The sequence below is a fragment of the Psychrobacter sp. AOP7-B1-25 genome (genome assembly GCF_052376195.1).
Classification (GTDB): domain Bacteria; phylum Pseudomonadota; class Gammaproteobacteria; order Pseudomonadales; family Moraxellaceae; genus Psychrobacter.
Window position 1 is genome coordinate 161,130 of record NZ_JBQSVK010000004.1, and the last position, 23,550, is coordinate 184,679.

19 protein-coding genes are annotated in these 23,550 nt (G+C 41.2%); 15 read left to right on the forward strand and 4 right to left on the reverse strand.

Features of this window, described 5'->3' with window-relative positions:
* Positions 1-195: 195 nt before the first annotated feature.
* On the forward strand, positions 196-993 hold the full coding sequence (locus tag ACT3QR_RS05960) for a helix-turn-helix domain-containing protein (RefSeq protein WP_444520470.1): 798 nt from the start codon (positions 196-198) through the stop codon (positions 991-993).
* Between the two features lie 42 nt (positions 994-1,035).
* Here ACT3QR_RS05960 and ACT3QR_RS05965 read toward each other — a convergent pair whose 3' ends face one another.
* The gene (locus tag ACT3QR_RS05965) at positions 1,036-2,301 is read right to left on the reverse strand and encodes a tyrosine-type recombinase/integrase (RefSeq protein ID WP_444520471.1); all 1,266 of its coding nucleotides are present in this window, start codon (positions 2,299-2,301) and stop codon (positions 1,036-1,038) included.
* Between the two features lie 1,047 nt (positions 2,302-3,348).
* Here ACT3QR_RS05965 and ACT3QR_RS05970 point away from each other — a divergent pair.
* The gene (locus ACT3QR_RS05970; RefSeq protein WP_444520472.1) at positions 3,349-4,122 is read left to right on the forward strand and encodes a transglutaminase-like domain-containing protein; all 774 of its coding nucleotides are present in this window, start codon (positions 3,349-3,351) and stop codon (positions 4,120-4,122) included.
* 297 nt (positions 4,123-4,419) lie between these two features.
* On the opposite strand, the gene ACT3QR_RS05975 is transcribed toward ACT3QR_RS05970, so the two are convergent.
* Positions 4,420-4,923, reverse strand: coding sequence for a hypothetical protein (locus ACT3QR_RS05975; protein ID WP_444520473.1), 504 nt, complete (start codon positions 4,921-4,923; stop codon positions 4,420-4,422).
* 370 nt (positions 4,924-5,293) lie between these two features.
* Here ACT3QR_RS05975 and ACT3QR_RS05980 point away from each other — a divergent pair, with 370 nt between their 5' ends.
* The 4 genes from ACT3QR_RS05980 (at position 5,294) to ACT3QR_RS05995 (ending at position 9,958) form a co-directional block, all read left to right on the forward strand.
* The gene (locus tag ACT3QR_RS05980) at positions 5,294-5,950 is read left to right on the forward strand and encodes a GntR family transcriptional regulator (RefSeq protein ID WP_444520474.1); all 657 of its coding nucleotides are present in this window, start codon (positions 5,294-5,296) and stop codon (positions 5,948-5,950) included.
* A gap of 65 nt (positions 5,951-6,015) precedes the next feature.
* Complete coding sequence (locus ACT3QR_RS05985; protein ID WP_444520475.1) at positions 6,016-7,152, forward strand: mandelate racemase/muconate lactonizing enzyme family protein; 1,137 nt, start codon at positions 6,016-6,018, stop codon at positions 7,150-7,152.
* 87 nt (positions 7,153-7,239) lie between these two features.
* The gene (locus ACT3QR_RS05990) at positions 7,240-8,355 is read left to right on the forward strand and encodes a mandelate racemase/muconate lactonizing enzyme family protein (protein WP_444520476.1); all 1,116 of its coding nucleotides are present in this window, start codon (positions 7,240-7,242) and stop codon (positions 8,353-8,355) included.
* 43 nt (positions 8,356-8,398) lie between these two features.
* Entirely contained in the window at positions 8,399-9,958 is a 1,560-nt protein-coding gene (locus ACT3QR_RS05995) for a BCCT family transporter (RefSeq protein ID WP_444520477.1), read from the forward strand.
* Between the two features lie 450 nt (positions 9,959-10,408).
* Here the strand turns inward: ACT3QR_RS05995 and ACT3QR_RS06000 are convergent, their stop codons facing one another.
* A complete protein-coding gene (locus tag ACT3QR_RS06000; protein ID WP_444520478.1) occupies positions 10,409-10,840 on the reverse strand; it encodes an Lrp/AsnC family transcriptional regulator in 432 nt (143 codons plus the stop codon).
* Between the two features lie 169 nt (positions 10,841-11,009).
* On the opposite strand from ACT3QR_RS06000, the gene ACT3QR_RS06005 reads away from it, so the two are divergent.
* The 3 genes from ACT3QR_RS06005 (at position 11,010) to ACT3QR_RS06015 (ending at position 14,617) form a co-directional block, all read left to right on the forward strand.
* Positions 11,010-12,092 carry an ornithine cyclodeaminase gene (locus tag ACT3QR_RS06005; RefSeq protein WP_444520479.1) on the forward strand — a complete coding sequence of 361 codons (1,083 nt, stop codon included), beginning with the start codon at positions 11,010-11,012 and terminating at the stop codon, positions 12,090-12,092.
* A 75-nt stretch (positions 12,093-12,167) separates the two neighbouring features.
* Positions 12,168-13,127: an arginase gene (locus ACT3QR_RS06010; RefSeq protein WP_444520480.1), complete on the forward strand. Its 960-nt coding sequence runs from the start codon at positions 12,168-12,170 to the stop codon at positions 13,125-13,127.
* Between the two features lie 86 nt (positions 13,128-13,213).
* Positions 13,214-14,617, forward strand: coding sequence for a YjiH family protein (locus tag ACT3QR_RS06015; protein ID WP_444520481.1), 1,404 nt, complete (start codon positions 13,214-13,216; stop codon positions 14,615-14,617).
* Between the two features lie 384 nt (positions 14,618-15,001).
* On the opposite strand, the gene ACT3QR_RS06020 is transcribed toward ACT3QR_RS06015, so the two are convergent.
* Positions 15,002-15,892 carry a LysR family transcriptional regulator gene (locus tag ACT3QR_RS06020; protein ID WP_444520482.1) on the reverse strand — a complete coding sequence of 297 codons (891 nt, stop codon included), beginning with the start codon at positions 15,890-15,892 and terminating at the stop codon, positions 15,002-15,004.
* A 189-nt stretch (positions 15,893-16,081) separates the two neighbouring features.
* Here ACT3QR_RS06020 and ACT3QR_RS06025 point away from each other — a divergent pair, with 189 nt between their 5' ends.
* From ACT3QR_RS06025 to ACT3QR_RS06050, 6 genes are all read left to right on the forward strand, one after another.
* Positions 16,082-16,471, forward strand: a complete 390-nt coding sequence (locus tag ACT3QR_RS06025; protein ID WP_394124004.1) for a RidA family protein — start codon at positions 16,082-16,084, stop codon at positions 16,469-16,471.
* A 59-nt stretch (positions 16,472-16,530) separates the two neighbouring features.
* The gene (locus tag ACT3QR_RS06030) at positions 16,531-18,006 is read left to right on the forward strand and encodes an aldehyde dehydrogenase family protein (protein WP_444520483.1); all 1,476 of its coding nucleotides are present in this window, start codon (positions 16,531-16,533) and stop codon (positions 18,004-18,006) included.
* Between the two features lie 106 nt (positions 18,007-18,112).
* The gene (locus ACT3QR_RS06035; protein WP_444520484.1) at positions 18,113-19,102 is read left to right on the forward strand and encodes a membrane dipeptidase; all 990 of its coding nucleotides are present in this window, start codon (positions 18,113-18,115) and stop codon (positions 19,100-19,102) included.
* Positions 19,103-19,179: 77 nt separating this feature from the next.
* Positions 19,180-20,874, forward strand: coding sequence for a BCCT family transporter (locus tag ACT3QR_RS06040; RefSeq protein WP_444520485.1), 1,695 nt, complete (start codon positions 19,180-19,182; stop codon positions 20,872-20,874).
* Between the two features lie 163 nt (positions 20,875-21,037).
* On the forward strand, positions 21,038-22,786 hold the full coding sequence (locus ACT3QR_RS06045; protein WP_444520486.1) for a hypothetical protein: 1,749 nt from the start codon (positions 21,038-21,040) through the stop codon (positions 22,784-22,786).
* Complete coding sequence (locus ACT3QR_RS06050) at positions 22,770-23,495, forward strand: DUF3726 domain-containing protein (protein WP_444520487.1); 726 nt, start codon at positions 22,770-22,772, stop codon at positions 23,493-23,495. The genes ACT3QR_RS06045 and ACT3QR_RS06050 overlap by 17 nt, the downstream gene beginning before the upstream one ends.
* Positions 23,496-23,550: the final 55 nt, after the last annotated feature.

Here is a 23,550-nt window from a genome sequence, read left to right on the forward strand (position 1 = left end):
AGCGTTATTCATAAATGAACAAGGCGTAAATATAGAATGACGTTTTTCAGAAACGCAGTCTTGATGTTTTTATATGAATAAATGCGCATTTCTGCACAGGTTATATAGATATTTAGGAGTATAAATATTGTGTAGCACCCTAAAATAATTGAAAATCTCAACGATGAACTTGAGATGCTATATGAGAATATACCAATGCGGCCGTTAGTATTAGAAGCACCTACCAAACAACTATCAAAACACCTACAGACTTATCAACCAACCAATTTTGGTGAGTTTGTTGGTAATATATCTTTATTGATGCCTCTGTTTGATACTATGAAAAACGTGGTATTTTTTGTTAAAGATAGCCAAGCATGCTATCGACTAGTCAGTAAAACGCTCGTTAGACGTAGCGGGCTTAAAAATAAAAAATCGCTAATAGGACTGACTACAGAGCAAGTATTTTTGAAGTCTCAAGGCAAGGATTATCTCAATCAGGATCTGAGAGTATTGAGGGAAGGTAGGGAGATTGTTGATAAACTAGAGCTTCATAGTTATGCATCAGGACAGTTAGGATGGTGTATCACGCAAAAAATCCCCGTCTATGATGTAGAAAATCGTATTGTAGCGATGGTAGGTATATCAGTAGATATTGATGAAGATAACGAGCGGATATTACGCAAGCACGCTCGGTTGGCAAGCGTAGATCAATACGTACGAGACAATCTTGATCAAAAAATTAATATTGGTCAATTAGCGAAATTGGCAAACCTTAGTCAATCGCAATTGGAGCGTACATTTAAGGCTGTACTGAATATGTCACCCATTCAGTTTGTACAAAAAATGCGTCTAGAGCATGCCATTCGACTATTAGCGAATCATAAGCTAACAGTAACTCAAGTCTCCTTAAACTGTGGATACGGTGATCATAGTGCCTTTAGTCGACAGTTTAAGCAGTTTACTGGTATGTCTCCTGTGAACTTTCGTAAAATACATTTTAAAGAACCATAAATAAAAGCAAAAAAATATGGTTTTTGACTCTAAAATAACTCTCTAACGACTCCGAAGATTGTCTATATAATCTGCCCAATCTTGCATCATCTGTACCCTAGTATCGATTTCATCAAGTCTGTTGTAAGCCCCGCCATGTGTGTCTTTTATACGATGACCCAGCTGTAACTCTGTGACGATGTCAGAATAGCGTAGTTCAGGCTGTTCCATGAGCAAAGTTTTCGCCGATGCTCGAAATCCATGTGCACATTGCACGTCTTTGTATCCAAGCCGATGGAATATCTGCACCAACGTCGCTTTACTAATATAAGCATTGCCTGAACCGCGCATCGACGCAAATACATGCTCTTTATGCCCTGTAATTGACTGAATATTTCGCAATAGAGAAATCACTTGCGTGGCTAGCGGTACGACTAAGTGTGAGACCATGTCATCGCGACCTTCGCCTTTGGTCGGGGAGAACGCCCATACATTGTTATCCCAATCGATATCATCCCAGCGCATCGAGCGCAGATCGATACTACGTACAAACACATAAGGTAATAAGGTCATCGCCTCTAATGTGATCTTACTTGCACCTCTAAAATCAGACATATCTTTTAGAAGCGTCGCAAATTGATCTGGTTTGGTAATGGCTGGCAAGTGATTGCCTGAATTGGCAGGTGCAAGCTCACCACGGGTATCAATTGCCACATTTCTATCGCATAACCCTCGAGCAACAGCGAATGAAAACACTTTTTCAGTATATAAACGAGTGCTCGCACCAACGAAAGTCGCTTGATTATCATTATTCTGAATCGACTCACACACACTCAGTATCATCTCGCTGGTGATATCGTCCATTCTTAAACCACCAATTTCTTGGCACATATATCCTAGGCATAAGTCCCAGAACTTGAGGGTTGACTCACTGTATGATGGTTTCTTAGATTTACTTTGATTGCGACCTGCTGTTTTGTGTTCTCGCCATGCTTGAGCAATGTCAGAAAATGGTGCGTTTTTTAGATGAGTATATTTATTGGTTTGCTCTTTTTGCTGGATAGCTTTAGGATCAGAGCCTTTTGCGACCATATCGAGAATGGTGTCTGCTTTATACTTAACCTCATGTAGACTAATATCCTCAATCTTACCCAACATCATCCTAGGGCGTTTGCCCTCGATATGTGGATGGGAATACCGCAAGTAATATTCCTTTTTGCCATTCGGATAAATACGAAGACTTAAACCAGCCACACCTGAGACACTGACTGAATAATCTTTGTCTCGGCATTCAAGCTTGTTGATATCATTTGCAGTGTCGATAGCCATAATGTATATCCGTAATATGATAAGTAAGGTAAATGATAGGTTTATGATTGATGAATTATAAAAATACTCTTCTGTAGAAAAATATAGCAGATTGGACACTGTCATGGACACTGGTATTAGATAATATTATTAGCAAAACCTTATATAGAAATGGTTTTAATACTTAATTATCCCCAAGGTTCACTTGGGGATAATTATAACACAGTGGCCAAATAGGAGGTAGGCCATGCGCTGGGCGGGTTACACGTCATTTTTGCCAGTTGTTTTAATAGATAATAAAACACAATTACGCTTTCAATCGCTTATTTGGTAAGCAATTGAGAGAATATGATACAAAATACATGCTCCTGTATTCGCACAGAATATAAAAATCAGGGCTATGGTATTGTTCTGTGCAAATTTGAGAGGCATCAATTTAACAAGTAATACATATCAAATAATCAGTCATATTTAACATTATTGCTAGGTCGCTTATCAGCCTTAGAAGTTATTGAATGATGAAAGACAAAAGCGGTTATGGCTACGTTTCTTAGAAGTGCAAAACATTTTTTGGTTAGTGCTAACTGATTTTCTAATATGGTTGTTAATTGAATTCTAAACGGACTGTCAGGTGTACCTAATTCACAACCGTCAAAGTGGCTTAAGAGAAAAAGCTCGTAATCTAATTTGACGCTGTTTGAGCTAAACATAGGAGAGCAGGAGAGCAGTAGCATAGGTTAAATGATGTTGAGGTGACAACTCTTGAATAGGTAGTACTTCGAGCATAGCTCTTACCTTACGAAGCTAAATCGATAATTAATTGATTTTCAAATCTTCTCAGGTTGCATGAAGACCGACTGCATAGTGCAATTGATTATATCTTACCTTTCGAGCTTGAAAAGCGGTATTATGATAATCTGACTCTGTCAGTCATCTACCTAACTCTAGTCAACCAGTCTCTAAGATAGTCAGAGCAGATCATTACAAAAGATCCCGGTTTCGCCTCGTCCAATTAGAAGTCCTCACACGCTCATCGGCCGCCAGACTAACACCCTTAGGAGTTCGAACATGATTCTGAAACTCAACGTCAAACTCCATTATCGGCTCTCCACGCCGATGGACCTTTTACTTCAAATCGAAGTCGCCAATCTTGCGGATCAGCGGGTGAATTCGACCGAAATTTGGACATCAGACGTTGCGCATTTTTCACGGGTCGCCGCCGATGATGGCATAGGAGAGCGGATTTGGATTAATGCAGAAGGGGGTTTTAGCTGCACTTATATTGCAGAAATTGCTGTTGACCGTCCTGCATTAGACATATCGACACTTCCTCAAGTGCCTCTTCATCTGTTGCCCGGAGAGACGATCAAACATTTGATGCCGTCTCGCTATTGCCCGTCAGACCAGTTCCAAGCCTTCGTGGAAGCCGAGTTCGGCGATCTCGATGGCGGCGCACGGATTGCTGCGATGCGCGATTGGATCGAGTCGGCGTTTAGCTATGTTCCCGGATCAAGTCATGCAGAAACCACTGCGCTCGACACTTTTATTCAACGTCAGGGCGTATGTCGCGATTTCGCTCATGTTCTCGTGACACTAGCGCGCGCGTCTTCGATACCGGCTAGGTTCGCAAGTGTTTATGCACCTGAGGTGACGCCACAAGACTTTCATGCCGTGGCCGAGGTCTATCTTGATGGAGGCTGGCATCTCATTGATACGACTGGTATGGCAGATGCTGACACAATGGCCCGAATCGGTGTTGGCTCTGACGCATCCAGCGTTGCATTCCTAACTGCGTTCGGATCCATAGAATTGGTTAACCAATCGGTATCTGTGACCAGATAAGGAGATAAGGATTTAATGAGCGAGTTTGTTAGTAGTTCAAAGTAATAACAAAGTTTACAGATATGATTATAGAGAATTCGGTAAACGCGCTATGTTATTTTATCGAATGAATAGCATACCCAAAAAAATTTAGAAAGCTCTAAGGATTCGGTATCCTAGTGAGGACTTGAAAATTAGGCTGTAGGCTAGTGGTAGCGATTGTTCGAGTTGTTGGAATAACAGCAGTGTACTTCATGGTGTACTGTTTGAGCTATTCAAGATTATTTAAGTATGATGGTATCTATACTCAAATATTTATCACTTGAAGTTATAATTATAGACACGTACTACCCCAATAGTAGCATCAGGATTATCTATTACCTCTTCGCCACCAGCTAAAAAGAATATTCCATCAATGAATTGTCCTTTATCATCCGCTAAATAGTGCGCATCTTCTGTATCATCCAAAACTAACGCATGGTCTATATCTCCGATACGACTGCCAATTTTGATACCACCATCAAAGATTTCGCCTTGATAACCTTCACCAACTTCAATGAAGATAAGCGTACCTTGTTCAGAAAAACTAAGCTCTAGTGTAGGATTTTTAAAGAATATTGCGTATCCGTTACCGTATGACGAACCCCATTTATATAGTAAGACACCTTCATTATTGTTTACTAAATCAACATTCCAATGAACTTTATTTCCATCTACACTCTCATCGACATAATGCAAAAAGCTTTGCAATTTTTCACCTAGTGTGAACCCTGCTAAGGATTTGCCAATCTCTGCTTTAGCATGTATATCCAAATGAGCCATTTATTTAACCTTATATTGACTAATAAACTTTGTGAGCCTGAAAATAATATTAAATCGTGATCGATGCGCTATACAGGCATCGAACTGATAACAATGTTCAATATAATTTATTACATCGATATGATTGCTTTTTATATGTTTGCGACTCTAGGGATAGCTAAAATTTTATCAAAAATTCTTGCTGTTATATTCATGCGTATTACTGGGTGTTTAACATATAGCATCTAAAAATATTTCCAGAACTTTTTCACAATCTAGAACTAGGTAAAGCCAATATTTCAAGAAAGTCTTTACAAGTAAGACCATTTAGTATAATTTACAAAAATACATTGTCGACAATTAGACAATTTTTAAAAATAGGTGAGTTTTTATGTCTGGTAAATTTTCCAAAAGTTCCTTAAAGCAGCAAATTGCAGAAGAAATAAAAAAAATGATATTTGAGGGAAAGTTGAAACAAGGTGAGAAAATCACTGAACAACAGGTGTCGCAAAGCTTGGGCGTGAGCAGGACTTCTGTAAGAGAAGCGGTGCTACTCCTAGAACAAGAAGGTTTACTTATTTCTGAAGCCTATAAAGATACTAAAGTGACGACTATTTCTCAAGAAGAGGTATTAGAAATTTTGATTCCAATGCGACTTCAAATTGAAACATTTGCTCTAAAAAAAGGGCTGTCAACTTGGAGAGAGGATACAAAAACTCAGTTTGAAACGATTTTAGAGGGCATGCGTAAAGCGACTGCCTATAAAGATTTATCGATGTTTATTGAGTTAGATATTCAGCTACATGGGCTGATAGTGCAAGCTTCTGGATTAGAAAATGTCATTCGTATTTGGGAAAGTATCGTGAATAGAATTCGTCTGCATTTTTTACATCAAAACAGTCGTTCAGGAACTATGGAAAAATGGCTTCAGGAACATGAAGAGCTGGTCACTATTTTAGTTAGTAATAGCTCTCTTGAAGTAGCGTTAGAAGCATTAAAAAGTCATATTGTGGACACAAACCTTCCTGACGTTTATTTATTAGATTGACAGTAAGTTTATTTGATAAATATGTACAGAAAACCATTCATACCGTAAAGCAAACAAGGATGTTTATGACACTTAAAATTGACAAAATAGATGTGTTTGTCGTCGCAGGACCGGATGCCAAATACAAAACTTCCTCTCATTATTCTGATTTGGTAATCACTAATACCATTGTCAAAATACGCACAGCTGATGGCTACGAAGGCTTTGGTGCTGCAATCTCTTGGACAGAGGGCGGCATTGATAAAAGTCTGGCAGAGTCAATCCGTCATTTACTGCCATTTCTGATCGGCAAGTCAGCGCTACAACGAGAAGAGATTTACGCTTTGATGGCCAGTCGCTGTGTACAAATGAAACTTCAAGCACTGTCACCGGTAGATATTGCGTTATGGGACTTGGTGGCTAAGTACGCAAACATGCCCTTATATCAAATGCTTGGTGGTGCTAAGAGTAAAATTCTATCTTATGCCAGTACTCCGTTTTTACCCAGTATTCAAGATTATATTGAACAAGTTCAAGACTTAAAAAATCAGGGTTATAAAATTATTAAATTCCACACGTGGTGCATATTTGAAAAAGATATGGCTTTGGTAGCAGCGATTGATGATGCATTTAAGGATTCTGGTCTAAAGTTTATGATGGACGTAGAGAGTGCTTATAGCAGAGAAGAGGCCTTAAAAGCGGCAAAGATACTAGAAAAACATAATTACCTTTGGTTTGAAGCACCGTTACCTGACACTGACTTAGATGGCTATAGAGATCTAAAGTCTCGTGTTGATATCCCAATCTTAGCGGCTGGCAATACCTTACTTCATGTCAATCAAATTGAGCAAGGTATCCAAAGTAAGGGTTGGTCAAGTGTCCGTGTCGATGCCACGCTAGCTGGAGGCGTCAGTCAGACTCAAAAGATAATGGGGATTGCAGAGGCTAATTCGATGACCGTTGAGCTGCAGTCTTGGGGCTATACCTTGTCGCAAGCTGCCAACTTACATTTGATGCTAGCTTATAACAACAGCACTTACTTTGAACAAGCCGTTCCCGTAGAACCTTTAGAGTTTGGCGCACTAACAACCATTAGAACGGATAAAGAAGGCTACGTACATGCACCAGACAGCAACGGCTTAGGTATTGATATGGACTGGGCACTCATTGAACAGTCCAGTAGTTATAAATTCACTCTAGATACAACAAGTTGGACAGAATAAAACGGTCTTCTTTATTGATACAGATACCCGCCAAAATCTCAGGATACTGCATTAACTCAAGAAACTTTATTAAAAGGATGTTTGAAGATGAAAATAGCAGATATAGAAGTTATTATTCTCAGAGTGCCAGCACTCGATCAGGCCTGCGAATGGGGTGAAGATGCATTTATCGTGCGCGTTATTACCGATACAGGTTTAGTCGGTATTGGTGAAAGTGATACTTCACCACTGGTCGCTAAGGCTATCATCGAAGCCCCAAATTCAAACCTCTATTGTTCTGGTCTAAAAGCTTTACTGCTAGGTGAAAATCCTTTAGAGATTCAAAAGCTTTGGGACAAGATGTATTGGGGTTCTAACTATTTGGGCAGACGAGGCGCAGGTATTCATGCGATGAGTGCTATTGATATTGCATTATGGGACATCGCTTCACAATATCATCAAGTTCCTATTCATACGTTATTAGGTGGCAAATATCGAGATAGAATTCGCGCCTATGGCACCTTTATACCAGCAGGTATCCCTAACGATAATAAAGCAATTGCTAGAAAACTCAAAGAAAAAGGCTTTACTAGCCTGAAATTCGGCGGTGGCATTATGGGTGATAACCCCATTACCGATTATGAGCTGGTAAAAGCTGTTCGTGAAGAATTGGGCGATGACTTCGAGCTACAAATTGATCTAGCTTCTAAATGGCAAACCTATAGTCATTCAGCAGATATGTTCAAAAAACTTGAGCCATTACATCTTAATTGGATCGAAGAGCCAGTATTGGCTGACGATATGAAAGGCTATCTCAAACTTGCAAAACTTGCAGTGACCAAAATTGCAGGTGGCGAGTCATTAACGACGCGTTATGAGTTCGAAGATTTTATAGAACAAGCTCAGCCCGATATCATCCAGCCCGATATTACTCGCTGTGGTGGCATCAGTGAAATGCGTATTATCAATAATATCGCCGAAATGAACGGGGTCAAGATGGTTCCTCATGGTTTTAGTACTGGGATTCTCTTAGCCGCTACTGTGCAGTTTTTAGCAGCAACAAAATATGGCGACTTGATTGAATATTCACAAAGCGAGAGTCCTTTATTTACCAAATTAGTAAAAAACTTACTGCCATTAAAAGATGGTCATGTCAGGGTGCCAGATACTATTGGTCTTGGCGTAAAGCTCGATGAAACAGTAATGGATCTGTACAAAATCTAAAGTAGCTAGATACTTTAACACCTAAAAGGAATTGGGAATAATCATGAGTAGACAAGTAGATAAACTGTTAATTTCTGTCAGTATTGCACTGGTAGTTATAGTGGTTGGCGCTTTATATCTTCAGCCAGAGCAATCACAAGTGGTTGCTAGCCTTATTTTTGGAAAAATGACAGTGTGGTTTGGTTCAGGAGTGCTACTATTTACATTCATAGGCATTTTATTGCTTACCTTCGTAGCAACCAGTAAATATGGCAGAATTCGTTTTGGGGAAGAGGAGCCGGAATACTCTAATTTCAAATGGATCTCTATGATGATTGCCTGTGGACTTGGCTCGGCGACTGTCTATTGGGCATTTATTGAATGGGCTTATTATATTGAAACCCCAGGACTTGGTCTTGAGGCAAACTCTCAAAGAGCTTATGAAATGTCCCTGCCTTATAATATGTTTCATTGGGGCTTTAGCGCATGGACACTCTACGCCCTAGTCGCAATTCCTATCTGCTATCACCTATATGTGCGCAAAAATTCAGGATTGAGTCTCAGTGCTATTGTTAGCTCTATCACAGGTATTAAGCAAAACAGTATTATCGGACGTATTATTGATGTTATTTTTATCTTTATCTGTTTTGGTGCTTTAAGTATTACTTTAGGCGTTTCTGTACCATTGGTTAATAATGTCTTAAGCACAGTATTAGGGATTGAGCCTTCATTTACGATGAATATAGTGTTGATCCTCATCATTTCTGTCGTATATTCGCTAAGCTCTTATATCGGCCTACAAAAAGGCATGTCGAACTTGGCAGATTTTACGACAAAGCTCGCATTAGCTCTGTGTGTTGGTATTTTGGTAGTAGGACCAACGTCTTTTATCATTGCAAATACAACGAACTCTTTAGGTTTAATGCTGCAGAATTTTGTACAAATGAGCCTATTTACCGACCCTATTGGTAAATCTGGTTTTCCTCAGTCATGGACAATCTTTTATTGGTTGTACTGGATTACTTATGCTCCATTCACAGGAATTTTTATTGCCAAGGTTTCAAAAGGACGAACGCTTCGTTCTGTAGTTATCAATACACTAATCAGTGGTAGTGCGGGGTGTTTCTTATTCTTTGGTATTCTTGGTAGTCTAACGATTGATCGTCATCTATCAGGACTGGTTGACGTCGTAGGTATGTTAGGAGCAGGTCAGGATAATAGTGCTATTATTGCTGTCTTACAAACACTGCCATTAAGTAGCATCTTTATGGTGTTATTCTGTGCAATATCTGTTCTGTTCCTGGCTACTACATTAGATGGTGCTGCATTTACCATGGCTTCTACAGCAACGCCAAAGTTGCAAGGAGACGAAGAGCCGCATCCAGTACATCGTCTATTTTGGTGTGTGATGTTAGCTTTGGTTCCATTGACGATGATATTTATTGGTGCCAGCTTAGATACAATCAAAACCAGTGCAATCATCACCGGTATTCCCATTCTGTTTATTATGATTATTATCATAATAGGGTGGTTAAAATGGATGGTTAAAGACTTTGGTAATGTACCCTCTGATAAAATTGCTGAAGTATGTGCTTCTGGCATCAAGGCCAAAAGAATTAAATGACAAGCAATAAATCACTTAATAGATAGCATCGTACTCAGATAGTAATTATGTTTTAGTTTGAAGGACAGATAGCTTATAAAGCAACCTGTCCTTTTTGTATTTTTTGTAACAGACGTTATAAAAAATGAATTTGATAGAAGTATTGATTTTTAGATAGCTCCTTTGAGGTATATCCCAAGGGAACCAGCTATTTCACTTCTCAAGCCTATTAACAGACCACTTAAAATAGACCGCTATAATGGAACCACTTAAAATATCCTAATAGCCTTAGGAGTTCTCTTGATGCAGATCACAGCTTTGAATGGCAAGAAGATGCTAACAAGATGATTGGTAGCATCAATAAGTATATAGAGCAAACATTAGCTAGCCTAGAGGCGGAGATCTGCCAAAATACTCACTAGGAAGTTATATTCTTAGACAGTGCCAAACACATTTTTGAATGCTGTCACATCATAAACTCGATAGCAAAACACTGGTTTCGCTATTAAGAATACCATCAATTTCTCTTACTTGACGCAGCACTTCATCAAACTCCCTCAAGCTTGTCGTATGTATTTCTGCGACCAAGTCCCACGCCCCATTGGTCGTATGAAGCTTAATCAATTGCGGGATACCACGCAGCTTCCTAATCACTTGTGATGTAGATTTTCCTGTTACCTCGATCATCATCATCGCTTTGATCGTTTCATTATCTAGCGCCTCATGCACTCGAATCGTAAATCCTAAAATAGCCCCATTATGAATCAGTCTATCCAATCTGTTTTGGACAGTGGCACGCGAGACTTTAAGTTTTTTAGCCAGATCTGAGATGGTTGCACGTCCATCTTGTCGCAGTTCAGATATTAGCTCGCTGTCTAAAGAGTCATAAGTGTAATACGCCATAAACATGCCTTCTTCATTGGTTTTTTGACATTGTGCTAAGTGGCACCTATCAATATGTCAAAAATATATCCATATTTAATAACTTATTGACATTTTAACTGACATTTATAGTTGGTAGCATATTAATTGTCGATTCAACAAACAATATTCATGAAAGGAAGCAAAACGAATGTCTAAATTTATCGTATCTCAAAAGCAGGGTGTGCCATTTGTTAGCGTACAGGCGATGGCAGAAATAATTAGTAATCACGGTATAGAGCAGACCATGAAAGAACTGGTAGATGCTTTAGAGCAGGATTTTTCTCGCTGGGAGCAATTTGAAAAATCCAGTCGTTTTGCCTCTCATTCCAAAGACGGTGTCATAGAGTTGATGCCTGTCAGCGATGGTGACATGTTTGCGTGTAAGTATGTCAATGGTCATCCCATCAATACCAAACGGGACTTACAAACGGTAGCCGCTTTTGGCGTGTTGTCTGATGTAGATACAGGCTATCCAATTTTGCTGACAGAGATGTGTATCTTGACCGCACTACGTACGGCGGCGACCTCGGCACTGGTTGCCAAACACTGTGCGCCTAAAGATGCTGAGACGTTGGCGCTTATCGGTAACGGTGCTCAAGGAGAGTTTCAGGCGATGGGTATGAAGGCAGTCGTGGGTATCTCAAAAGTACGTCTTTATGACGTTGATCCAGTTGCATCTGAAAAAGTAGCGCACAACCTTGCCGATTCAGATTTAGATATTACTATCTGCAACACCGCAGAAGAAGCCGTTGAAGGCGCAGATATTATCACCACCTGTACCGCAGATAAGAAAAACGCCACGATTTTGCGGGATGATATGATCAAAAAAGGCGTCTATATCAATGCTATCGGTGGTGATTGCCCTGGTAAAACGGAGCTGGATGCCAATATTTTACTAAGAGCCGATCATGTGATTGTGGAGTTTGAGCCACAAACCCGTATCGAAGGCGACATTCAGCAGCTCTCTCAAGATTTTCCTGTGACAGAGTTTCACCGCATCGTAAATGGTGAAAAAGAAGTGCGCACTAATGACAATAATTTAGTGATATTTGATGGTGTTGGTTTTGCCTCAGAAGACTTTACGGCTCTAGTGTTTTTGCGTGATTTGATCAAAAAACAAGATGCCTATGAACTGCTTGATTTGATCCCTCATCAACAAGATCCTAAAAACCTCTATTCGGTAGTCAAAGATCGTAGCATAGCGACGAATGAAGCTGCGTCTATGGCGTAAGTGGTTAGGGAAAAAAATAAACTCAACTATAAATTTGAATGATGAAAAATTGCTTTATTTAATAGAGACAAAATAATGAATGATTTAATGAAAAACGTGCGAATAGTAGAAGTGTATTCAGATGTCGCAGGGCACAAAAAAGGCGCATCACTAGGAATCGATGCATTGCGCGCGTCATCAAAAGAGATGAATGCAGACTACTATGAAAAACTGCAACTCGACAGTATAAAAAACGAATATATCCATGAAGAAGAATCGCCATTTAAACATGCAAAATACGCTGATGTGATTGAGCCTGTCATTTCTAAATTGGCACACAAAATAAAAGAGATAAGAGAGGGTAATCAATTTCCTATCGTTATCGCGGGCGATCATTCTAGTTGTGCAGGTACGATGCATGGTCTCAAAATGGCGCATCCTGATGCTGAAATTGGTGTGGTCTATATAGATGCCCATGCTGATTTTCACTCGCCGTATACCAGTGGATCAGGCAACATGCATGGCATGCCTTTGGCAATGGCTTGCGCGATTGATAATCTAGAATGCAAGCGTAATGAGCTTTCTGAAAAAGAAAAGGAATACTGGGAGCGTTTGAAATTTATGGCCTCTAATGAGCCATCTATTAAGCCAGAAAACGTCGTGTTTTGTGCCGTTAGAGATTATCAAGAAGAGGAGGTAGAATTAATCAAGAGACATAAAATCCCTTTATATAGCGTAGCTGAAATAACCAAAAAAGGCATCAGTGCTACAGTAGCTGAAATCTTCAAAAAACTAGAGTACTGCGATCATATCTATGTCTCATTTGATGTTGATAGTGTTGATCCATTATATGTACCAGGGACAGGGACGCCCGCAATGAATGGTCTGTCATACGAACAAGCCATGCAGCTCAACATAGAGTTGATTAAGAACGAAAAAGTATGCTGTTGGGAGATGGCAGAGATAAATCCTTTGTACAACAACTCAAAAGATGACTCAACCAGAATATTTAAAATTTTAGAAGAAGTAACGCACTCCCTTTTAAACAATTACTAGCATAGAGAGTTTGAAATAACTCACAAAAACCAATCTGAACGACATTATTTATATTAGTTGAAATTGACAGGGAGTCAAAAAATAATATGGACATTATTAAGACTAATGCCTCAAGCAAAGGTGCCAGTAGCATCGCCATCAGACAGTTCTTAAGGTTCTTTATACCATCTATCATAGGTTTGATGCTGTTCGTATTTCCCATTCCCTATGTAGATGGTAAGTTTGTTACCTATGCAGAAGGATTTACCATTCCTATATCTGTGTTGAAGGATTATATCCAAGGGTATATCGGTGACCTCTTGCCATTGTTCGTTGTCACCTCAATCATGATTACCTTGTGTGCTACGTTATATACCAAAGTTATGAAACCTTCATTGATTTTGAATAATGCGTTTCTAAATAATTTGTTGAACGTTACGACGCCTTGGCTTGTGATTAGAATGCTTGGTGCGTTCTTTGTTGTCGTTACTTATTTTAAATTTGGGTTTGAGACAATATATTCAGACAATATTGGCGGCTTAATATTATATGAACTAATGCCAATACTGTTTATTGTATTTTTCTTAGCTGGGTTGTTACTACCACTATTGCTCGATTTTGGCTTATTAGAATTTTTTGGGGTTCTATTAAGTAAAGTGATGCGTCCTTTATTCGGCTTACCAGGTAGGTCATCCGTAGACTGTCTAACGTCGTGGTTGGGTGATGGCACGATCGGCGTATTATTGACTGATAAGCAATTGGAAGGCGGATTCTATACTAAAAAAGAAGCAGCCGTTATTGCCACAAGTTTTTCAGCCGTTTCGATTACATTCTGTTTGGTCGTCATCTCTCAGGTAAAACTAGAAAGCTACTTTCTCAATATGATTGGGGTCGTTGCTTTATGCGGGATTGTTTGTGCCTTGATAGTACCGAGACTATTACCGTTATCTAGAATTGAAGATACTTACGCGATAGAAAATAGTGATAGAGATCATGAAACCATTCCCGAAGGGAAGACGTTATTCAGCCACAGTCTACATAAAGCCGTTCAAAAAGCAGATAAGAGCCCAAGCTTTACTACTTTCTTAAAAGAGGGGCTAAAAAACATCTTAGACATGTGGATTGGGATATTACCTGTCGTCATGGCAATAGGGACCATGGGCTTAATCGTTGCAGAAGAGACGCCTGTATTTGATTATTTGGGTATGCCGTTTATTCCATTACTAGAGCTCTTGAACATACCGTTTGCCGCAGAAATGTCAAAAACGATCATGGTAGGTTTTGCAGACATGTTCTTGCCTGCCATCATAGGCTCTTCAATAGAATCAGAGTTGACTCGCTTTGTCATCGCTTGCTTGTCAGTCTCTCAATTGATCTATATGTCAGAAGTCGGCGGATTAATCTTAGGGACAAAGATCCCCGTGAGCTTTTTTCAGTTATTGGCCATTTTTCTATTAAGAACACTTATTTCATTACCAATCATTGCCTTGTGTGCTCATATGATATTTTGAGCCTAGTTGCAATGTAATAATCATAAGCAAAAAACCACCTTAAACCACCTTTCAAGGTGGTTTTTTGCTATTGGAACCAATCCTAAAAAATGCTCCATATTCTATAGATATCGGAGATAACCATAGAACAAAAAATCCAAGATTGATGATACTGCTTACATCTCACTACATTCACAGCATTTCGAACATCTATCACATTTATTGCAAGTTGCTGACGCGTTACAGTCACACTTTGAGCAGTTACAACCCATATTAAAATGCACCGATGATATTAATGAGCTTATTCTATCTTTAGAGAGTGTTTTCATCACAAATCCTCTTCTTTGAGTGTCTATTGAGATTGTCAATAACTGATAAAGTAATCAGTGGTTTTATTGTTAATAACTATAGCAGATAGTACTCCCGCACATAATTAACGCACAGCTCATAGAAAGCCTGAGCAGGCGGAGAAATAGATTTATCAGCGAGTTTAAAGATACCAATCTGCCTGTTTAAAGTGGGCTCAATTAAATCTATCCAAACTAGTTCCGGCTCATTCGTAGGGAAGGCAAGCTTAGGCAAGGTAGTGATACCCAGATCATTACGTAATAAAGAAAATAGCGAGGTGATGTTTTCTACTGTATATCTGGCCCTGCGATTGAGCGCTTCGGCTGGCGTGTTTTCGAGCAATCTGCAAGTGCCATTATAAATAAAAGGCTGCGCCATGAGTTGCTGCCATGTCAGCCCTTGCGTTTGATTTAACTGGTTGTTCAGCTCATTACTTTTCAGACAGACCACTCCAACTGGGTCTGATATGAGTAAAGTAAAATCGATGTTCGTTTGATCAATACTGGTGCAATTGCCTAGTGCTAAATCAATTTCTCCGGCTAACAATCGATTGGCCACACCGACAGAGTTATCATCTATCAGTACAATCTCAATATCAGGATATTTTTTTGAGTATTCAACCAATACGCTAGGTAACAATTTAGTCACTAGCGACGGTACGCTTGCAATCCTAATCTTACCTTTTTCGCCAGACGCAGAAGCTTTTAAGTCGTCTTCTAGCGCTTGATAAACGCTAAGAAACTGCTCAATCTTTGGTAAGCAGGTTTCACCGAAAGGCGTGAGTAGAGCTTTGTTTCCTACTTCAAATAATCGCTGTCCTAAGGTTTTTTCTAATTCCTTTATTGAGGCTGATAAAGCAGCTTGCGAGCGATTGGCACGATCAGCCGCCGCACGAAATCCTCCTTCTTCCACGACAAATAAGAAATGACGCAATTGCTGTAACTTCATATTCAGACCATCCAAAACTATTCTTTAATAATCTATCCTAAATGATAGATTAAATCTATCAAAATTCAAATTTAATTAGTTAGATTTATCGTTGCTAATTGAGTAGGATAAGTCATGTAGCAATTGGCAGTGATTAAATAAATTTCAAATCACTTACTGCTGAAACCACTTATCAAAGGACATGACAATATGATGACTCACTCAAACAAACAGGCCGTTAAAACCTCGCTTTATGCGTCTAAAGCACCTTTGGAGTGGGCCATCACTAATAATGGAACCTTATACACTGCCCAAATTCCTATCGATGAAAATGGTGATGTGGTTGCAGGCGGTATTGAAGCGCAAACTCGCCAAACGCTAGACAATCTTAAGCACACGCTAGAATGTGCCAATGTTGGCATGGATGCAGTTCTACAAGTAATGATCTACGTAACCGACCGCGACTATCTAAAAACTGTCAATCAAGTTTATGCCGAATATTTTGAAGCACCTTATCCAAATCGGGCAGCACTAGTCATAGCTGGACTGGCTCGTGAAGAGATGCTGGTTGAGCTGGTCGTATATGCCGCTGTGCCCTAAACTTTAAATGTACTCTAGTCAATAAATAAAATATTTAATACTTTATCAAGGAAGCTCTTATGTCAGCTCACACCGCCCAACAGATATTGCAACAAGACCCAACCAAATCACTTTACATCAATGGTGAATGGCAAGCAGGCGTGGATACGCTTGCTAATATTAATCCGTCCGATACCACTGAAACTATTGGTGAGTTCGCACAAGCGAGTAGCGATCAAGTCAAAGATGCCATCGCAGCGGCCCGTCACGCTCAACCAAAATGGGAAGCGACTCCTTTAGAAAAGAAGCAGTCTATCCTACAAGCCATTGGCGATGAAATGATTGCTCGCTGTGATGAGCTAGGTACGCTGTTGTCTCTTGAAGAAGGTAAGCCGTTTGCCGAAGGTCGCGGCGAGATTTACCGCGCAGGTCAATTCTTTCATTACTATGCCGCTGAGGTGCTGCGTCAAATTGGTGATAACGCTGATTCAGTGCGTCCTGGTGTCAAGGTCGAAGTCACCCGCGAAGCAGTCGGTGTGGTTGCCATTATCTCACCTTGGAACTTTCCAACTGCCACTGCTGTATGGAAAATTGCCCCAGCACTAGCATTTGGTAATAGCGTCATTTGGAAACCTGCCAATTTAACACCTGCCAGCGCGGTCGCATTGGCTGAAATCATTCATCGTCAAGGCTTGCCAGAAGGTACGTTTAACTTGCTATTGGGCGGCGGCTCGTCAGTCGGTGATGCGCTCATCAACTCTACAGATATCGATGCCGTAAGCTTTACCGGTTCTGTACCAACAGGTCGCAAAGTCGCTGCTGCGACGGCACCAAACTTTATCCGTTGTCAGCTTGAGATGGGCAGCAAGAATGCCCTGGTTATCGCTGACGATGCCGATTTGCAAGTCGCTATCGATGCAGCAGTGGCTGGTGCGTTTGGCGGTTCGGGTCAGAAATGCACGGCTTCTTCACGTCTTATCGTGATGGACGGTATTCATGATGCGTTTGTAGACGGTGTGATTGCCAAAATGAAAACCTTGAAGGTCGGTCATGCGCTTGAAGACGGCATATTTATGGGCCCTGTTGTCGATGACAAGCAGCTGGCATCAAACATGGACTGGATCGAAAAAGCCAAGCAGTCTGGTGCTCATTTAGCGTTTGGTGGTGAGCGTTTAGAGATGTCGCATGACGGCTACTATATGTCGCCCACGTTATTTACTGAGACGGATAACAGTTGGGATATCAACCAAGAAGAGGTGTTTGCTCCGCTGGCGTGTGTCTTGCGTGTCAAGGATTTGGACGAAGCGATTGCCATGACCAATGATACGCGCTTTGGTCTGACGGGCGGCATCATCACCCAGAGCTTGCGTAGCAGTGCGATGTTCAAAGAGCAAGTACAAGCAGGCTGCGTCATGGTCAATTTAGCAACTGCAGGTACAGACTATCACGTGCCATTTGGTGGTCGTAAACAGTCAAGCTTTGGCCCGCGTGAGCAAGGTCAATATGCTAAAGAGTTCTATACCATCGTCAAGACCGCTTATCAAAAAGCGTACTAGGGATGTCTTAACAAGAATACTCGTCGCTATCTGAACGATGCTGTACCAAAAAGTGCTTACCTGCTAAAGATAGCGACTATCGATAAAAGTACTAAAAGGAATTGATATGTACCAAGACCATGTCGTCATTGACGGATTACAGTATAGCCGTTGGGATCGTGACTACTTTAAGATGCTACAAGCCAGTGGTATCAATGCGGTACACGCCACCTTGGTCTACCATGAAGACGCTCGTCAGACTATGACCCGCTTTAGTGAGTGGCACACACGCTTTGAGCAAAACTCAGATCTTATCTTGCCAGTATACTCAGTTGCTGATATCAAGATGGCAAAAGAGCAGGGCAAAGTCGGCATCTTCTTTGGTGCACAAAACTGCTCATCAATCGACGATGAAATTGGTTTGATTAGCGTGATGCGTCGTCTGGGTCTATTGATTATGCAGCTGACTTACAACAACCAGAGCTTACTGGCGACGGGATGTTACGAGCAAAACGATAGCGGTATTACTCGTTTCGGTCAGCAGGCCATCGCTGAGATGAATCGTGTCGGTATGATTATCGATATGTCACACAGCGCTGAACGTTCAACATTAGAAGCGATAGAACTATCATCGCGTCCGATATGTATCAGCCATGCCAATCCAACGACAGCTCATGATGCGCTGCGTAATAAATCAGACACGGTCATCAGTGCCTTGACTCAAGCAGGCGGGTTATTAGGGTTTAGTTTATACCCGTTTCATTTACCAAATGGTAGTGACTGTACGCTTAATGACTTCTGCACCATGATTGCCAATTGCGCTGATAAATATGGCGTGGAGCATTTAGCGATTGGTAGTGACCTGTGTCTTAATCAACCACAAGCTGTACTTGAGTGGATGCGTAATGGACGCTGGTCAAAAGCGATGGATTATGGTGAAGGCAACGCCAATAATTCAGGTTGGCCAGATACCTTGCCATGGTTCGCTGGCAAAAATGGTATGGAAAATATATATAACGGGCTGCTAAAGCATGGTTTTAACGAAAGTGATGCTGGAAAAGTCATCGGTAAAAACTGGTTTAACTTCTTAGAGCAGGGCATAAAGCCTTTAGCTTAACTAGCTATTTATAAAGAGTCATTTCAGTCAATGGTTGCTCTAAAACGCAACGTTAGCATAGTATATGGAGCCACATCATGGCCGATTTAAAGGGATTTAATCAAGGTGAGCAAGGACGCTCAGCTCCTATTAATCAAGGAATAAGTGAGTCCGAAGCCCCCGCTATTTCTACCGACACGTTAGGCCTTAAAAACCCCGCGTTTTGGTACAGTGGTGGTTTCATTGTAGCTTTTGTCTTGATGGCTATTTTTGCAGAAGCGCGCTTGGCAAAAATAGTCGAAGTAGGCTTCTCGTGGTCCGTCAAAATATTTGGGCCTTTTTGGCAGATATTGTTATTAGCTACCTTTATCATTGCTTTGGCCGTCGGTGCTGGTCGTACAGGACGTGTGATTTTAGGCAATTTACCCGTACCTGAGATAGAAAGTTTTAAATGGATGGCCATTCTTTTCTGCACACTATTGGCTGGGGGTGGGGTTTTTTGGGCTGCCGCCGAGCCCATTGCGCATTTCGTGTCAGCACCGCCTTTATACGGTGAGTCAGCCGATCTACAACAACGCGCTTTTAACGCCTTATCTCAATCATTTATGCATTGGGGGTTTTTGGCGTGGGCCATCGTTGGTAGTTTGACTGCAATTGTGATTATGCATCTGCATTATGACAAGGGCTTGCCGTTGAAGCCACGTACGTTGCTGTATCCAGTATTTGGTGAGCGTGTACTGACGGGTCAAACAGGTGCAATCATCGATGCTTGCTGTATCGTTGCCGTTGCCGCTGGTACTATCGGCCCTATTGGTTTTTTAGGCTTGCAGACCAGTTATGCGCTGAACACCCTGTTTGGTATCCCTGATACTTTCACTACCCAACTCATTATCATTGTCTTTGCTATCGCGCTCTATACGTTGTCTGCGATCAGTGGACTGACGCGCGGTATGCAGCTACTTAGCCGCTTTAATGTTATGTTGGCGTTTGCATTGATGGTCTTTATCTTACTCTTCGGACCGACCAATTTTATTGTCAATGGTTATATCCAAGGTGTGGGTACGATGATTGACAACTTCGTTCCAATGGCGACTTTTCGCGGTGATGAAGGATGGCTGAGCTGGTGGACGGTATTCTTTTGGGGTTGGTTCTTGGGCTACGGTCCGATGATGGCCATCTTTATCGCTCGTATTTCACGTGGCCGTACTATTCGCCAATTGATTACCACCGTCTGTATTATTGCGCCGCTCGTGACTTGCTTTTGGTTCACCGTCGTTGGTGGCTCTGGTCTGGCTTTTGAGATTGCCAATCCAGGTAGTGTCAGTAGTGCCTTTGAGGGTTTTAACTTGCCAGGTGCGCTATTAGCCGTCACGCAGCAACTACCATTTCCTTTGATTACCTCGATATTGTTCTTAATTTTGACCACAGTGTTTATCGTTACCACGGGCGATTCGATGACTTATACCATCAGCGTGGTCATCAGTGGCGAGCGTGAACCAAACGCCATGATTCGTACCTTTTGGGGCATCATGATGGGTGTGACGGCGATTGTTTTAATCTCGCTTGGCTCAGGTGGCGTGACAGCATTGCAGTCCTTCATCGTTATCACCGCAGTGCCAGTCTCTTTTGTATTGTTACCTTCGTTATGGAATGGGCCACAGATTGCTCAGAAAATGGCACGAGAACAGGACTTGTATCGTCCTAATAAAGTAGAGGTAAGGCATAAAATCAGCGAAGAAAAGCTCGTTAAAGCATCTACAGAAAACAAAATCTCTGCAGAAAAAAGCTTATAAAAAAAGCATGACATAAAAAACTGTGTGATGTTCTAGGTTATTAAACGGTAAATACTAAATTGGCTACTATCTATACTGCTGATTTCTTATTTACCGATAGAGATTAACATTAAGAGTACTAACGAAGCTGCTGGCTCGATATATTAGGTAAGGTAGTGAAATTATGAATATGGTTTATACAAATAATGCGAATAATAAAAGTATCGATATCACCCCGCTTTCACTGGGTACAGGTCTTCGTACTCGTGATGTGATTATGGATGCCCAAAGATTGGGTGCGATGCATCAAACCCGTATTAGCTTTGTGCGTACATTACTACGCAAGATTGATAAAGAAAAATGGACGCTCAGTACTCACTTGTGGGATTTAGATGAGAGTGGCTATGGCAAAGTTATCTATCGTCTACATACGCCAGAGTATTTATATCATTTGGTGGTGTTCTGCAACGAGCTGGCTGATGAAGAGCGTAACGATAGAGTCATTGCCCAAAAATGGGATGTGACATTTGGTCTTGTGTTTGGCGAGATAAGTGGAGAGTTACTAGATAATTTACAAGCCAATGTGCCGTTGCAAGAAGCAGGTCGCAACTCTAATATGCTGATGGTGCTGGCACGCGCAAACAAGAGCGTACGAGTCTTTGACCATATTGTGAGCTCACTCGCTGCTGGTCAGCAACCAGATTTAGATGTGTTAGCGCAAGTGGGTTATATCTTGCGTACCACGGCGGTCTATGGCAACGGTAAGTTCGGCATTTATGATTTTAAACCGTTAGATCATAGCGCAGACTTTGATCAATCGTTTCGCGCGCAGATGTGTGCCGTGTATTTATTGCGTGAGTTCAGCCTAGACTGGGTCGATTATTTGGCGCAGAAAAAGGGCGGTAGTAAAGCGGTTGCACTGCATCCAGAGATTAAGCGTTATTTGGGGGTTGGTAATGCCACTGGTTTAGGTATGGCGCCATATTTGATTAATCATCCTTGCGTGGTTGATCAATGGCTGACCACCCGTGAGGAAGCACTGCAAGCGACATTAACCTGTCAGATTGAACCTAAAGAAACGGCGCATTTTGCCAGTTTAATCAAACGTGCTATTCAACATTTTGGCGAGATTGTTACCATCAATGAGCAGCAAATAAAACTCAATGAAACGGTCGTCACAGAATTAATAGTATTACGAAACAATCTGATGACTACTATCAATAGCTATGTGACATGGGCAGAGTTCTTGCAAGCGCACCATGAGTTGAGTCTTGAGAGCCAAGAGGTCATCATTTCTTGCTTGATGGAGCTTTATCCTGAGCGTGTTGATGCGTTTCAAGAGAAGGTAAATGCCGATGAAACCTTGACGCTACCTAAGGGCAAGGTGATTCAGGATTTGATTGATGTACTGGAGCGACACTATCAGTGGGCGATCAATATTGATTTTAGTCAGCCTGATAATAGTCATTGGTTTTGGTATCGTTCGGTGAATAAAGAAGAGCCGCGCTTAGGGGTACGTGGGCAAGAGGTAGGCGCAGATCGTGAGCTTGCACTAGACATCGCAAGGCAAGCAAACAAACTGTACTTCGCGCTTAAACAAGTCAACGCTCAACAACTGATATCTGAGTTTATTCTAAACCAACCAAAGTATCGCTCAATTGCGCGCCGTGTTTGGACAATGGGGCATAAACAGTTGGGTGATATTCAGATGAATGTCTTACACAAAGACGCGTTACCTATACATCTGCTAAGGTGTAAGTTGTCGATGTTTGGTGCGACCAAGTTTGATCCGAGATCAGACCGCTGGGTACGAATCACTTTGTTCCAAGGTGCGCCTTTATTTGAAGAAGTGCATAGTGATGAATGGTTGTTTCCTCTATTACCTGATTTATCGACAGAGCAGGGAGGTTTGACTCATGATCGTATCGCATAATGAAATTGTAGCAATGGTGTATAAAGCCTTTACTGGGATGCATCGAGAAGTTGGGGAGGCTGATGTAATCGCTACGATGGTTGCTGAATTACAGATGGCAGGCTTGGATGGTGTCAGACACTTTAACAATGCCAGTCCGTATATTTTAACCGAGAGCGATACACCAATTGATATCGTTCATCAAGATGCTAAGGCGATGCGTTTAGATTTGCACGGTAGTAGCTTGGCGTGTCATTTGCCGACGATCATTGATTACGCTCTTGAAAAAATGGGTGATTCAGCACACTTTCGTATTCATTTGCAGAACTGTCATAATCGCTGGTTGGCTTATAGCGAGCTGGTAGGGTTGGCGGCCAAAGGCTATGCTTGTTTGGCCAAATGGGATAACGGCTCTGTGCCTAAGCATACGCTATTTACATTGAATCAAGGGTTTGTCTATCCTGACCTTTACTTTTTTGATAAGGCACAGTCAAATTATAATACCAATGATATGGTTATTGAGATTGCAATTCAAAACTTCGATATCGAACATGATATCCAGCATTTCGATCGTAAAATATCAACAGACGAGCTCTTTGAAACCCATCAGCGCGCATGGAAAGAAGGTATCTATGTCGATGACGAACAGTGGGCGATACTCAAAAAAACAGCAGCGGCTATATTGGTTGAAAATAGTGAAGCGTCTAATAGAGGGGCTGGGGGAGTATAGGCTAGAGAGTGTACAGCAACAGAGGTACGATTCTATGAATACTCGGTATTACCTA

What these genes read in the sequence shown, in the direction of transcription:
- ACT3QR_RS05960 (WP_444520470.1), top strand. Translation starts at nt 196, where the DNA reads ATGCGGCCGTTAGTATTAGAAGCACCTACCAAACAACTATCAAAACAC.
- ACT3QR_RS05965 (WP_444520471.1), bottom strand. Translation starts at nt 2,301, where the DNA reads ATGGCTATCGACACTGCAAATGATATCAACAAGCTTGAATGCCGAGAC.
- ACT3QR_RS05970 (WP_444520472.1), top strand. Translation starts at nt 3,349, where the DNA reads ATGATTCTGAAACTCAACGTCAAACTCCATTATCGGCTCTCCACGCCG.
- ACT3QR_RS05975 (WP_444520473.1), bottom strand. Translation starts at nt 4,923, where the DNA reads ATGGCTCATTTGGATATACATGCTAAAGCAGAGATTGGCAAATCCTTA.
- ACT3QR_RS05980 (WP_444520474.1), top strand. Translation starts at nt 5,294, where the DNA reads ATGTCTGGTAAATTTTCCAAAAGTTCCTTAAAGCAGCAAATTGCAGAA.
- ACT3QR_RS05985 (WP_444520475.1), top strand. Translation starts at nt 6,016, where the DNA reads ATGACACTTAAAATTGACAAAATAGATGTGTTTGTCGTCGCAGGACCG.
- ACT3QR_RS05990 (WP_444520476.1), top strand. Translation starts at nt 7,240, where the DNA reads ATGAAAATAGCAGATATAGAAGTTATTATTCTCAGAGTGCCAGCACTC.
- ACT3QR_RS05995 (WP_444520477.1), top strand. Translation starts at nt 8,399, where the DNA reads ATGAGTAGACAAGTAGATAAACTGTTAATTTCTGTCAGTATTGCACTG.
- ACT3QR_RS06000 (WP_444520478.1), bottom strand. Translation starts at nt 10,840, where the DNA reads ATGGCGTATTACACTTATGACTCTTTAGACAGCGAGCTAATATCTGAA.
- ACT3QR_RS06005 (WP_444520479.1), top strand. Translation starts at nt 11,010, where the DNA reads ATGTCTAAATTTATCGTATCTCAAAAGCAGGGTGTGCCATTTGTTAGC.
- ACT3QR_RS06010 (WP_444520480.1), top strand. Translation starts at nt 12,168, where the DNA reads ATGAATGATTTAATGAAAAACGTGCGAATAGTAGAAGTGTATTCAGAT.
- ACT3QR_RS06015 (WP_444520481.1), top strand. Translation starts at nt 13,214, where the DNA reads ATGGACATTATTAAGACTAATGCCTCAAGCAAAGGTGCCAGTAGCATC.
- ACT3QR_RS06020 (WP_444520482.1), bottom strand. Translation starts at nt 15,892, where the DNA reads ATGAAGTTACAGCAATTGCGTCATTTCTTATTTGTCGTGGAAGAAGGA.
- ACT3QR_RS06025 (WP_394124004.1), top strand. Translation starts at nt 16,082, where the DNA reads ATGATGACTCACTCAAACAAACAGGCCGTTAAAACCTCGCTTTATGCG.
- ACT3QR_RS06030 (WP_444520483.1), top strand. Translation starts at nt 16,531, where the DNA reads ATGTCAGCTCACACCGCCCAACAGATATTGCAACAAGACCCAACCAAA.
- ACT3QR_RS06035 (WP_444520484.1), top strand. Translation starts at nt 18,113, where the DNA reads ATGTACCAAGACCATGTCGTCATTGACGGATTACAGTATAGCCGTTGG.
- ACT3QR_RS06040 (WP_444520485.1), top strand. Translation starts at nt 19,180, where the DNA reads ATGGCCGATTTAAAGGGATTTAATCAAGGTGAGCAAGGACGCTCAGCT.
- ACT3QR_RS06045 (WP_444520486.1), top strand. Translation starts at nt 21,038, where the DNA reads ATGAATATGGTTTATACAAATAATGCGAATAATAAAAGTATCGATATC.
- ACT3QR_RS06050 (WP_444520487.1), top strand. Translation starts at nt 22,770, where the DNA reads ATGATCGTATCGCATAATGAAATTGTAGCAATGGTGTATAAAGCCTTT.